Below are 12,534 nucleotides of genomic sequence, written 5' to 3' on the forward strand. Positions count from 1 at the left end.
ATAATGGACTACTGATAACTGAGCAGGTCAGTGCCTGTTTGGTTAGGTCTCTTTGAGACGCCATTATAAAAAGGTTTCATTAGCCTTGAAAGGAAATTAAGATGACAGAGAAAAAATCCTTCTACATTACAACTCCCATTTACTACCCTTCAGGAAAGCTCCATATCGGGTCTGCCTACACTACTATAGCCTGTGATGTTTTGGCGCGTTACAAACGCTTGATGAATCATGAGGTTTTCTATTTGACTGGTCTTGATGAGCATGGTCAAAAAATCCAAACTAAGGCTGAAGAAGCTGGAATCACTCCTCAAGCTTATGTGGATGGCATGGCTAAAGAGGTCAAAGACTTGTGGTCACTTTTAGATATTTCTTATGATAAGTTTATTCGTACCACAGATGATTATCATGAAAAAGTAGTAGCAGATGTATTTGAACGCTTACTTGCCCAAGATGATATTTATTTAGGGGAATACTCAGGTTGGTATTCTGTCTCTGATGAAGAATTCTTTACAGAAAGTCAATTAGAAGAAGTTTTTCGTGATGAGGCTGGCAAGGTTACTGGCGGTATTGCACCTTCTGGACATGAGGTAGAGTGGGTCTCAGAAGAATCTTATTTCCTTCGTCTTAGCAAGTATGCTGATAGACTTGTTACCTTCTTTAATGAACATCCAGAATTCATTCAGCCTGATGGTCGTATGAATGAAATGCTGAAAAACTTTATTGAGCCAGGTCTTGAGGATTTGGCGGTTTCTAGAACAACCTTTACATGGGGTGTTCAAGTACCGTCAAATCCTAAGCATGTGGTTTATGTCTGGATTGATGCTCTTCTTAACTATGCGACAGCTCTAGGCTATGGTCAGGCAGATTCGACTGACTTTGAGCGTTTCTGGAATGGCACAGTTTTCCATATGGTTGGTAAAGATATTTTACGTTTCCATTCTATCTACTGGCCAATCCTTCTGATGATGCTTGATTTACCAATGCCAGAACGCTTAATTGCCCATGGTTGGTTTGTTATGAAAGATGGTAAAATGTCTAAATCAAAAGGTAACGTGGTTTACCCAGAGATGCTTGTAGAGCGTTTTGGCCTTGACCCACTGCGTTACTACGTGATGAGAAGTCTACCAGTTGGCTCTGACGGTACCTTTACACCAGAAGACTATGTGGGACGTATCAATTATGAATTGGCTAACGATTTAGGAAATCTTCTTAATCGTACGGTTGCCATGATTAACAAATATTTCGGTGGACAAGTGCCTTCATACGTGGAAAATGTCACTGAATTTGACCACGAATTGGCTGTATTAGTAGATGAAAAAATTGCTGATTACCACAAATACATGGAAGCAGTGGACTACCCACGTGCGCTAGAAGCGATTTGGTCTATTATTTCACGCGCTAATAAATACATTGATGAAACAGCTCCTTGGCTCTTGGCTAAAGAAGAAGGAGATAAGGATCAGTTAGCTTCTGTGATGGCTCATTTGGCAGCTAGTCTTCGTGTGGTAGCCCATCTGATTCAGCCGTTTATGATGGAAACCTCAAATGCTATTATGACACAACTTGGCTTAGCAGCTGAGTTTGATTTAGAAAATCTTGTACTAGCTAATATGCCAGATAATGTGACAGTTATTGCTAAAGGGCAACCGATTTTCCCACGCTTGGATATGGAAGAAGAAATTGCCTTTATCAAGGAACAGATGGCAGCTACTTCAGTAGCACCTGTCGAAAAAGAATGGATTCCAGAAGAGGTCGAGTTGACGTCAAGCAAGGACCAAATCAAGTTCGAAGACTTCGATGCAGTGGAAATTCGCGTAGCAGAGGTTATTGAAGTGGAAAAAGTGGAAGGCTCAGACAAATTGCTTCGTTTCCGCTTGGACGCAGGAGATGCTGACCACCGCCAAATCTTGTCAGGAATTGCTAAATTCTATCCAAATGAGCAAGAGTTGGTTGGTAAAAAACTTCAAATCGTTGCCAACCTCAAACCACGTAAAATGATGAAAAAATATGTCAGTCAAGGTATGATTCTATCGGCAGAACATGATGGCAAGTTAACTGTTTTAACAGTTGATCCTTCCGTTCCAAATGGTGCAATCATCGGCTAACTAGGATAGCAAAAAAGCCCTATATATTGTATATAAAACTATTGCCATATACTATATCTTGTGTTAATATGGTAATTGTAAAAAGTTAAGCATGCTTAACTATCGTGAGAAAGAACAGGTTTGTCCTGTCAATAAGGCAGTTGAAGAGGGCTCATAGAGGCCTTTTCAAGATATCTTTAAGGGTCAAAATCAAGCTTGTCATACAAGCTTTTTGAGGCTCGAAAAAAACGACTGACTACCTTTCTTAAGCCTCTTTTTAAAAGAGGACAGAAAGAGTAACTATTTTTGATAAAGGAGAAATCATGCCTTCAACTTATTACCGCAATTCCCAATCCCCAATTGCTTACGCCTTATCCAAGACCAAGACATGCCTACGATCTGTCAATTGGAACCAGCTGGATGACGACAAAGATTTGGAAGTTTGGAACCGTCTCACGCAAAACTTTTGGCTCCCTGAAAAGATGCCTGTCTCCAACGATTTACCTTCCTGGCGCTCACTTGGAAAAGATTGGCAAGACTTAATTACAAGAACTTATACTGGTTTGACGCTTCTAGATATGGTGCAAGCAACAGTGGGAGATGTGGCGCAGATTCCCCATGCTTTGACGGACCATGAGCAGGTTATTTACACCAACTTTGCCTTTATGGTGGGCATCCATGCAAGGTCTTACGGTACTATTTTTTCTACCCTTTGTAGTAGTCAGCAGATTGAAGAAGCTCATGAGTGGGTGGTGGCAACCGAAAGCCTGCAGGCACGTGCGCGTGTCTTGATTCCTTTTTACACAGGAGATGATCCCTTAAAATCCAAAGTGGCAGCAGCTATGATGCCAGGATTTCTCTTGTATGGAGGCTTTTACCTTCCTTTTTACCTATCAGCTAGAGGCATTATGCCAAATACCTCTGATATTATCCGATTGATTTTGCGAGATAAGGTCATCCACAATTATTATAGTGGCTATAAATATCAGCAAAAAGTGACTACTTTACCTCCTGAAAAACAAGAGGAGATGAAAACCTTTGTCTTTGATCTCTTAGACCAGCTGATTGACCTTGAGAAGGCTTATTTACGAGAACTCTATCAGGGCTTTGATTTGGCAGAGGATGCCATTCGCTTTAGCTTGTACAATGCTGGGAAATTCCTACAAAATCTAGGCTATGATTCCCCATTCTCGGAAGAAGAAACTAAAATAGCGCCTGAAGTCTTTACCCAGTTATCCGCAAGAGCTGATGAAAACCACGATTTCTTCTCAGGAAATGGTTCTTCCTACGTCATGGGAGTGACTGAGGAAACAGCAGATGAGGATTGGGAGTTTTAAGGGTATGGCAGCATTAGCACTCGTTTATTTTTCCTCCAAATCCAATAATACCCATCGCTTTGTGGCAAAGCTTGGCAGAGAAGCTACTCGTATTCCTATGGATGGTTCTCCCATTAGGGTAGACAAGGACTATCTTTTGATTGTTCCTACCTATGCCGCAGGCGGTGATGATTATAGAGGAGCTGTTCCGAAGCCAGTTATTCAGTTTTTAAATCAGCCTCAAAATCGATTCCACTGCAAGGGAGTCATCTCATCGGGCAACACTAATTTTGGTGATAGCTTTGCCATAGCAGGGCCTATTATCGCTCAAAAGTTACAGGTTCCCCTTTTGCACCAGTTTGAATTATTGGGGACTAAAAAGGATGTTACTCTTGTGAAAAGCATTTTTGAGACCTTTGGGTCACCTGTAAGCACCGACCAATAAGGTCCTAAAACAGAAAGGAATTACCATGACGACAAACGCTTCTTACCTCTCTTTGAATGCCTTGACACGCTTCAAAAAAGAGGACGGAACCTACCATTTTGATAGTGATCAAAAGGCTATACAAGCCTATTTAGATAGCGACATTTACCCTAATTGCTTGACTTTTAGAAGTCAAAAAGAAAAGATAGATTACCTGATTCAAGAAGGTTATTACGATCTTAAGTTATTTGAAAAGTATGACTTATCCTTTATCTTGGAGGCTTTTGCCTATGCGTATCAGCAGGATTTCCATTTTTTGAACCTGATGGGAGCCATGAAATTTTACCAATCTCACGCCCTTAAAAGCCTTGATGGCAAACATTATCTGGAGCATTATGAAGACCGAGTTGTTATGAATGCTCTCTTTTTAGCCAACGGACAGGAAAAAAGGGTTCTAGGATTAATTGATAGCATGCTCTTACGCCAGTTTCAACCAGCTACACCAACCTTCCTAAATGCGGGACGCAAACGACGAGGGGAGTATATTTCTTGTTACCTCCTTAGGGTAGAAGACAATATGGAATCCATTTCACGCGCCATTGGCACTAGTCTTCAGTTGTCAAAGCGTGGTGGTGGTGTTGCTCTGTGCTTAACCAACCTTAGAGAAAGTGGCGCTCCCATAAAGGGCATTGAAAACCAAGCGACAGGCATTGTTCCAGTCATGAAATTGCTAGAAGACTCTTTTTCTTATGCTAATCAGTTGGGACAAAGGCAAGGTGCAGGAGCCGTTTATCTCAATGTCCACCACAAAGAAATCTTGACCTTCTTAGACACCAAACGTGAAAATGCTGACGAAAAAATCTGCATCAAGTCTCTAGCTTTAGGATTAGTTATCCCAGATATTACCTTCCAACTGGCTAAAGACAATAAAGACATGGCTCTCTTTTCCCCTTATGATATTAAGCGCGTCTATGGCAAAGATATGTCCGATATTTCTATCACAGCTGAGTATGATAACCTCGTGGCTAATCCGGAGATTTCTAAGACTTATATTAGCGCTAGAAAACTCTTTCAATTAATCGCAGAACTGCACTTTGAATCGGGCTATCCTTACATGCTTTTTGATGATACGGTCAATGCCCGCAACCCTCACCCTAAAAAAGGGCGTATTGTCATGTCAAACCTCTGTTCAGAGATTGCTCAGGTTAGCACAGCAAGTACCTTTGCTGATGATTTGTCCTTTGAGAGCATGGGAGAGGACATTTGCTGTAACCTAGGTTCACTTAATATCGCTGAGGTCATGAAAGCGGCAAGTGACATAGAGACCATCATCGCAAGGAGCGTCAGAGCCTTAGATCAAGTGTCGCACTTGTCTGATTTATCTTGTACCCCATCGATTGAAAAGGGCAATGCCAACAATCATGCCATCGGACTTGGTGCCATGAACCTTCATGGCTTCTTAGCCACCAATCACATTTATTACGATTCCAAAGAAGCCCTGGACTTCACTGATATCTTCTTTCACACCGTCGCTTACTATGCCTTTAAAGCCTCTCATCAACTGGCTAAAGAGCTGGGCGCTTTTGTCGGTTTTGAAGAGTCTCGCTATGCTGATGCTTCTTATTTTGAGAACTACCTTAAAGAAGAAGCTAAGCCAAAAACGTTAAGAGTCGCAGCTCTGCTTAAGGATTATGGCTTTAGAATACCTAGTTTGGTTGATTGGCAAGCCTTGGTTTCAGAGATACAAAAAGACGGCATTGCCAATGCCCATTTACTAGCTATTGCCCCAACAGGCTCTATTAGTTACCTATCTTCTTGTACCCCTAGTCTTCAGCCTGTGGTGGCGCCATTAGAAGTACGAAAAGAAGGCACCTTAGGAAGAATCTACGTTCCTGCTTATGAGATTTCATCCCAAAATTATCCTTATTATGAAAGAGGAGCCTATGAGATAGGGCCAGAACCTATTATTGCCATTGCGGCCGCAGCCCAAAAGCATGTGGATCAGGCTATCTCCTTGACCCTCTTTATGACTGACAAGGCCACCACTCGTGACCTCAACAAGGCCTATATTCAAGCCTTTAAGTTAAAATGTGCCTCGATTTATTATGTCCGTGTGCGTCAGGAGATTCTAGAAGGCAGTGAGCACTACGAAGAAGATACGCTTTTGGCTCATACAAGCGGTGACACCTCAGCAGAGCTCTGTCTGAATAGGTTACACTAAACTAGACAGAATTTATAAAGTGTTCTACACTAAAGAAAATAGGAGAATATTATGTCTAGAAAAATACGTCGCCACTTCACCGATGACTTTAAGCAACAAATCGTTGACCTTCACAATGCAGGGATGAAACGAAGTGAGCTTATCAAAGAATATGAGTTAACCCCATCAACCTTCGATAAGTGGGTACGTCAGGCTAAAACAACTGGTTCCTTTAAAACTATTGATAATCTTACAGATGAGCAGCGTGAACTGATTGAACTCCGAAAGCGTAATAAAGAACTCGAAATGCAGTTAGATATCCTAAAGCAAGCGGCGGTGATTATGGCACGAAAAGAGAAGTAATCACTGCTAATAAAGACAAATATAGCATTTCAGCCATGTGTCGTTGGTTGAACATTCCTCGTTCTAGCTATTACTACAAGGCTGTTAAACCAGTCTCTGAAGCGGAACTTGAAGAAAATATCAAAGCTATTTTTCTCGAAAGTAAGGCCAGATACGGGGCTAGGAAAATCAAGAAATGTTTGGAAAATGAAGGCATCCAGCTGTCTCGTCGTCGGATTCGTCGCATCATGCACAAACTCAACTTAGTATCCGTTTATCAGAAAGCAGCCTTCAAGCCACATTCAAAAGGGAAGAATGTGGCAGCTATTCCTAATCACTTAGCCAGACAATTTCATCAAGAAAAGCCTCTAAATGCTTTAGTAACAGACTTAACCTACGTTCGTGTCGGTAATAGCTGGGCTTATGTTTGCTTGATTATTGATCTCTTCAATCGTGAAATCATCGGTTTGTCAGTTGGTTGGCATAAGACCGCCGAATTGGTTAAACAAGCGATTCAGAGCATCCCTTACGCTCTGACCAAGGTCAAGATCTTCCATTCTGATCGTGGGAAGGAGTTTGATAATCAGCTGATTGATGACATGTTGGAAGCTTTTGGAATCAATCGTTCTCTAAGCCAAGCAGGCTGTCCCTATGACAATGCGGTAGCTGAGAGCACCTATCGCGCTTTCAAAATTGAATTTATTCATCAAGAAACCTTTCAGTCACTGGAAGAATTAATCCTTAAAACGAAAGATTATGTGCACTGGTGGAATTACCATCGCATTCATGGCAGTCTCAACTACCAGACACCCATGACATGGAGATTAATTGCTTAAAGAAAAAAGCACTTTATAAATGTTGTACAGAAAAGTGTTGCCTTTTCAGTCAGTCGTGTATGATATAAGAGTTGAAAGGGCATAGCTGTCACCTTAACTTTTTAAAGCTAAATCCCAGTCCTAGGAAACATTTCCTAGGACTTTTAAGAGGGATTAAAAATAAATAGAAAGAATAATCAGAAAATTTTGAAAATCTATAGATTTTCAAAATTTTGCTATAATAAAAAACAACTAATCCAAGAAAGGGTTAAAAACGTGTTTCAAACAGGTTATTAGCTCTTGTTATGAGTTGGTTTGGAAAACGATATAAAGAAAGGGTGCAATCATTTACTTGCACAGTGGTAACTTATGCTTAAGAAGGGATTTTTAACGGGTCTGCTTTTATTTGGAATCTTTTTTGGAGCAGGTAATCTGATTTTTCCACCAGCATTAGGGGTTGCCTCAGGCAACAAATTTTGGTCTGCTATTTTAGGATTTTGTTTGTCAGGAGTAGGACTAGCTGTGGTAACTCTCCTACTTGGTACACTGACTAATGGTGGTTACAAAGAAGAAATGACTCAGAAATTTAGTTCTTGGTTTGCCTTGACTTTTTTAGTGGTCTTATACTTAACTATCGGACCTTTATTTGCTATTCCAAGGACAGCCTCTGTTTCTTTTGAGGTTGGATTGAGTCCTATGATTGGCCATAGTTGGTTAGCGCTTTTTATCTTTTCAGCTTTCTTTTTTGCGGCAGCCTACTTTTTAGCCGTTAGACCAAGTGGTATCTTAGATAGCGTCGGCAAGATATTAACACCGACATTTGCATTACTGATTCTCTTATTAGTAGTCATTGGTGCTGTCGTTTATGGAAGTCATGATAGTAGTCAAATTAGTGCAGAATATGCAGGAAAAGCTTTTGGAAGTGGCGTTTTAGCAGGTTATAACACCCTAGATGCCCTAGCAGCAGTAGCTTTTTGCTTGGTGGCTACAGAGACTTTGAAACAATTTGGCTTTAAGAGTAAGAAAGAATACTTATCAACCATATGGGTAGTTGGTTTGGTGACTAGTTTAGCCTTTAGCATTCTTTATATCGGCTTAGGTTATTTAGGAAATAAGTTTCCAGTGCCAGCTGATGTCTTAGCAGATCCATTCATCAATAAGGGAGCTTATGTCTTGTCTCAGGCTTCTTATCAGCTTTTTGGACCGTTAGGGAGCCTCTTTTTAAGTGTCATGGTTACTTTGACTTGTTTTACCACCACGGTTGGCTTGATTGTGTCGGTATCTGAATTCTTTGATAAGCATTTTTCTTTTGCTAATTATAAGGTATTTGCGGCTGTTTTTAGCTTTGTTGGTTTTGTCATTGCTAACTTGGGGTTAAACACGGTTATCACCTTCTCTGTTCCGGTATTAACCCTCTTATATCCTATAGTGATTGTTGTGGTCTTGATTATTTTATTAAATAAGTTTGTGCCCTTATCTAAAAAAGGGATGTCCTTAACTATTGCTTTGGTAACACTCGTATCTTTCTTAGAAGTCTTGGCTTCACAGATGAAAGTAGACGCTTTAAATGGTATGGTGGCTGCTTTACCTTTCCATGATATTTCTATGGGCTGGCTACTACCAACTGCTATTGGTCTTTTGGTTGCTTTACTTTTACCAGATAAGCAAAAAGGACAAGCTTTTAGCCTTGCTCAATTTGAAGAAGATGTCTAAAGAGAAATCCATTTAAAAGAGCTTTAAAGCTCTTTTTTGATATACTAAGCAGGATGATAGCAAGAGGATAACTACAAAAGAAAGGAAATCTAAGCAGACATGACAAAAATAGTCTATAGATTACTAGGCTTCTTATTAGTGACTGTCGTTTTGCTTATAGGAGGTCTTCGCTTTTTTTATCAATCAAGACCAAATAGGCCAAGTAGACATGTAACAACCACTAAACATCAAAAAAACACACCTACTAGTGCATCCAAGGAGAAAGATTCTCAGGAAGAAAACGTCATCCAGGAAGAAGATAAGCCAAAGGTTTATCCTGATTTGTCCCAGTATGAGCAGCTAGCTATTGAGGTTTCCACGCAAAAACAAGAGATGAGCATCAGCTCAAACCATCAGCTTATTTTTAAAACCAAGGTGTCAACAGGTGCTATCCAAAGTCCTACCCCTAAGGGGAACTTTGATATCCAAGCGGAGCGTGGAGAGTTTTTCTTCAATGCCTCCTCAGGTGAAGGAGCTCTTTACTGGGTCTCTTTCAAAGATCATGGTATCTACCTTTTTCATAGTATTCCCACAGATCAAGAGGGCAATGAGCTTCCAGATGAGGCAGCTAAACTAGGTAGCCCTGCTTCTCATGGCTGTATCCGAATGACTAGAGAAGATGCCAAGTGGTTTTATGAGTCAATCCCGAAAGGCACTAGTGTGACTATCCAGTAGTTAATGAGATTTTATAAAGCAAGAAGCCGTCCTAAAAGTGCTCAAACAAAGAACTTCCATGGTATAATAAGAGAAGAATTTTAAGGAAGAAAGGGTAAGAAATGACATTTGAAGAGATTTTACCAGGTTTAAAAGCGAAGAAAAAATATGTCCGTACCGGTTGGGGTGGGGCTGAGAATTATGTGCAGTTATTTGATTCCATTGAGCAAAACGGGCAGGCGCTTGAAGTGACACCTTATTTCTTGATTAATGTTTCTGGTGAGGGGGAAGGCTTTTCCATGTGGGCCCCAACTCCTTGTGATGTTCTAGCTGAGGATTGGGTTGAAGTCCATGACTAGGCGGGTGCTGATTACTGGTGTTTCATCTGGCATTGGCCTTGCCCAAGCTAAGCTCTTTTTGGCTAATGTCTATGAGGTTTACGGGGTTGATCGGTCTGAATGTCCTCCTTTATCAGGAGCTTTTCATTTTTTACAGCTAGATATCACGCAAGACTTGACAACCTTATTTGACTTTGCACCAGATGTGCAGGTTCTCTGTCACACAGCGGGGGTATTGGATGACTTTAAGTCTCTCCTCGAGATTAGTGATCAGGCTATCCAAGACCTCTTTCAAGTCAATTTTTTTGCTAATCTTCGAATTACGCGCTATTACTTGTCTAAAATGCGAGCAAGAAAGTCTGGTATCATCATTAATATGTGCTCTATCGCCAGCTTTTTAGCTGGAGGTGGCGGAGCTGCCTACACTAGTTCTAAGCATGCCTTAGCGGGCTTCACTCGTCAGCTAGCTTTGGATTATGCCAAGGATGGGATTCAAGTCTTTGGGATTGCTCCAGGTGCTGTGCAGACTGCCATGACAAAAGCTGACTTTGAACCAGGCGGTTTAGCAGATTGGGTTGCCACAGAAACGCCTATCGGACGATGGTTGCAAGCTGATGAGATTGCTGAATTGACTCTCTTTTTAGCATCAGGAAAAGCTGCCGCCATGCAAGGGGAAATTGTCAAAATAGATGGCGGTTGGAGTTTGAAATAAGACAAAGGAGGCTAACATGACAGCAGAAGAATTATGGAAAGCATACCAGACGATTAATCCAGAAATAGGAGATGAAGTAGGTGCTTGGGCCTTCGGGGCAAAGCCAGATGAATTAGCTGATTTAGTCTTAAAGGGGATCAAAACGGCTACTGCCTCAGCTTACGATCTCTATCAACTTGATCAGGAAGCCTTACCACAAGTGGGGACTTATGATGTGATTTTAAATGGCAAAGGAGAGGGTGTTTGTATCGTTCAGCTTACCAAAGTTTCTATCGTACCCTTTGATGAGGTCTCAGCTGAGCATGCCTATAAAGAAGGAGAAGATGATAGGACTCTAGACACTTGGCGTCAAGTTCATCAAGTTTTCTTTGAGCCTTATTTTAAGGCTGCTAACCTGGTATTTAATCAAAATTCTATGATTGTTTTAGAAGAATTTAAGGTAGTTTATCCAACGACAAAGAGATAATTCTTTAAGAAGAGAAGAAAAGGATGAGGCGTGATGCCTCATCCTTTTAGGATATCTTTGATGATTTAGCTGGTACCCAAATATAAAGAGCTTCATTTTCTTTGTGACTAAGCTGAGTGCTTGATTGTAGCTCTCGATTCAGAATATCATAGTGTAATAAGGTATTACCAACTAAAATAAGAATACTTTTATCATCGTACCTGCGAATATCTTTAATACGATGATTTTTAAAAGGAATCCCTAATTGCCCTAAATCTACAAAGAAAGAACTCTTATCTTTGGTATTAAAGAGACTGAATCCAAGTTTTCCAAGGTCGTTGCTTTCATGTTCGATAGCCAGATAGTCTTTGTCTAAATCGAAAATAGTAAAAGGGGCGATATCGCTTAGAGGGATAAGTTCTTTTTTCTTGGAACTTAAGTGATAATGGAACAGTTCCTTGGCAGGAAATTTTTCCTTGCTAGTTTTATGTCTGACACCATTTACCACAGCATAAAAATCATTTTGCTTTAAGAGGCTACCACCAAAAGAGTAGTTATAATCTGGGTCATTCAAAAGAGGTTCTTGGCTTTTCAGAGTTAGCTTGCCTTCTGGGCTTATGGTGACATTTACTAAGAAGGGTTGATAGCCACCTTTTACAGCTTTAACACTGGTAAAGTAAAGAGATTGACCGCTGATGGAAAAGTTATTGATAAAGAGAGAATCTTTAAAAATAAAATGATCTTTTTGCTTTAAGTCTTTGTCAAAAACCGCCAAAAAAGTACCTTCCGAACTTGCCTTCGAACTGAAATAGTAGGATTTGCTAGCGCCAGAAGAAGAGTAGGCATAATCTTTTGTCTTAAATTGTCTTAGTTTGCCCTCTAAAAAATCAATAGAAATCACTTTTCCTTCAATGCCAAGCGGGGGACCTTCTTCTGAAAAGAGTAAGTAACGATTAGCAATTGTGCGAGCTGGCACAGCTGTATTGACTTGTCCTTTGATGACGGGGAGCTTAGTCTCAACAATTTGCTCAGCTCTTTGTTTTGTTAACTTGAATCCACTAATACTATGACGTTTGACAATATAGAGGTCTGCCTTAGATGAAAGGCTGAAGTCTTTTGGAGCATTACTAAGGAATGATTTTTGGCTTACTAAAAAGATTAATAAACCTATCAAACAAGTCAACACGATGACTAGAGATCTTTTGTATTTGCTCAATATCAAGGACTCCTCTAACAATATTAATAAAATCAATAAAAATGAAAACGTTTTACCTAAACTAAAGCTAGCATATTTCCAAAAACGTGTCAATATCTCATCTCAATCCTTGCGATTTCTCAAAAGATAAAGAGTAGAGCTTGTCAAATGACACTTAAGCTAAAGTATTAAATAAGTCCATGTTCTAGTGTTTTAAAATGGGTTATGGCCCTAGGGTGTGATAAAATAATAAAGAA

General features: G+C 40.3%; 11 protein-coding genes. 10 read left to right on the forward strand and 1 reads right to left on the reverse strand.

The annotated features are described in order from the left end of the window. Positions 1–101: 101 nt before the first annotated feature. From metG to STRIC_RS03775, 10 genes are all read left to right on the forward strand, one after another. Positions 102–2,105, forward strand: coding sequence for a methionine--tRNA ligase (gene metG, locus STRIC_RS03725; protein WP_008088538.1), 2,004 nt, complete (start codon positions 102–104; stop codon positions 2,103–2,105). 302 nt (positions 2,106–2,407) lie between these two features. Beyond that, positions 2,408–3,421 carry a class 1b ribonucleoside-diphosphate reductase subunit beta gene (nrdF, locus tag STRIC_RS03730; protein ID WP_008088352.1) on the forward strand — a complete coding sequence of 338 codons (1,014 nt, stop codon included), beginning with the start codon at positions 2,408–2,410 and terminating at the stop codon, positions 3,419–3,421. 4 nt (positions 3,422–3,425) lie between these two features. Then, positions 3,426–3,845, forward strand: a complete 420-nt coding sequence (gene nrdI / locus STRIC_RS03735; RefSeq protein WP_050897385.1) for a class Ib ribonucleoside-diphosphate reductase assembly flavoprotein NrdI — start codon at positions 3,426–3,428, stop codon at positions 3,843–3,845. 25 nt (positions 3,846–3,870) lie between these two features. Next, positions 3,871–6,045 (forward strand): class 1b ribonucleoside-diphosphate reductase subunit alpha, encoded by a 2,175-nt coding sequence (gene nrdE / locus STRIC_RS03740; RefSeq protein WP_008088055.1) that lies wholly within the window; start codon positions 3,871–3,873, stop codon positions 6,043–6,045. Between the two features lie 51 nt (positions 6,046–6,096). After that, positions 6,097–7,202, forward strand: a protein-coding gene (locus STRIC_RS03750; protein ID WP_156033570.1) for an IS3 family transposase whose coding sequence is annotated in 2 segments (ribosomal slippage) — positions 6,097–6,373 and positions 6,373–7,202 — 1,107 coding nt in all. Because the reading frame shifts where the segments join, the coding sequence is not laid out codon by codon here. Between the two features lie 348 nt (positions 7,203–7,550). Beyond that, positions 7,551–8,894 (forward strand): branched-chain amino acid transport system II carrier protein, encoded by a 1,344-nt coding sequence (brnQ, locus tag STRIC_RS03755; protein ID WP_008088612.1) that lies wholly within the window; start codon positions 7,551–7,553, stop codon positions 8,892–8,894. 99 nt (positions 8,895–8,993) lie between these two features. After that, entirely contained in the window at positions 8,994–9,608 is a 615-nt protein-coding gene (locus STRIC_RS03760) for a L,D-transpeptidase (RefSeq protein WP_008088149.1), read from the forward strand. 101 nt (positions 9,609–9,709) lie between these two features. Beyond that, positions 9,710–9,946 (forward strand): DUF2829 domain-containing protein, encoded by a 237-nt coding sequence (locus tag STRIC_RS03765; RefSeq protein ID WP_008088044.1) that lies wholly within the window; start codon positions 9,710–9,712, stop codon positions 9,944–9,946. Then, positions 9,939–10,637: a 3-oxoacyl-ACP reductase gene (locus STRIC_RS03770; RefSeq protein ID WP_008088404.1), complete on the forward strand. Its 699-nt coding sequence runs from the start codon at positions 9,939–9,941 to the stop codon at positions 10,635–10,637. Before STRIC_RS03765 ends, STRIC_RS03770 begins: the two co-directional genes overlap by 8 nt. A 16-nt stretch (positions 10,638–10,653) precedes the next feature. After that, positions 10,654–11,103 (forward strand): ASCH domain-containing protein, encoded by a 450-nt coding sequence (locus STRIC_RS03775; RefSeq protein WP_008088128.1) that lies wholly within the window; start codon positions 10,654–10,656, stop codon positions 11,101–11,103. A 46-nt stretch (positions 11,104–11,149) separates the two neighbouring features. On the opposite strand, the gene STRIC_RS03780 is transcribed toward STRIC_RS03775, so the two are convergent. Then, the gene (locus STRIC_RS03780) at positions 11,150–12,256 is read right to left on the reverse strand and encodes a hypothetical protein (protein ID WP_162097582.1); all 1,107 of its coding nucleotides are present in this window, start codon (positions 12,254–12,256) and stop codon (positions 11,150–11,152) included. Between the last annotated feature and the right edge of the window lie 278 nt (positions 12,257–12,534).

Source organism: Streptococcus ictaluri 707-05, assembly GCF_000188015.2.
GTDB lineage: Bacteria > Bacillota > Bacilli > Lactobacillales > Streptococcaceae > Streptococcus > Streptococcus ictaluri.

What these genes read in the sequence shown, in the direction of transcription:
- STRIC_RS03770 (WP_008088404.1), top strand. Translation starts at nt 9,939, where the DNA reads ATGACTAGGCGGGTGCTGATTACTGGTGTTTCATCTGGCATTGGCCTT.
- brnQ (WP_008088612.1), top strand. Translation starts at nt 7,551, where the DNA reads ATGCTTAAGAAGGGATTTTTAACGGGTCTGCTTTTATTTGGAATCTTT.
- nrdF (WP_008088352.1), top strand. Translation starts at nt 2,408, where the DNA reads ATGCCTTCAACTTATTACCGCAATTCCCAATCCCCAATTGCTTACGCC.
- STRIC_RS03775 (WP_008088128.1), top strand. Translation starts at nt 10,654, where the DNA reads ATGACAGCAGAAGAATTATGGAAAGCATACCAGACGATTAATCCAGAA.
- STRIC_RS03760 (WP_008088149.1), top strand. Translation starts at nt 8,994, where the DNA reads ATGACAAAAATAGTCTATAGATTACTAGGCTTCTTATTAGTGACTGTC.
- nrdE (WP_008088055.1), top strand. Translation starts at nt 3,871, where the DNA reads ATGACGACAAACGCTTCTTACCTCTCTTTGAATGCCTTGACACGCTTC.
- metG (WP_008088538.1), top strand. Translation starts at nt 102, where the DNA reads ATGACAGAGAAAAAATCCTTCTACATTACAACTCCCATTTACTACCCT.
- nrdI (WP_050897385.1), top strand. Translation starts at nt 3,426, where the DNA reads ATGGCAGCATTAGCACTCGTTTATTTTTCCTCCAAATCCAATAATACC.
- STRIC_RS03765 (WP_008088044.1), top strand. Translation starts at nt 9,710, where the DNA reads ATGACATTTGAAGAGATTTTACCAGGTTTAAAAGCGAAGAAAAAATAT.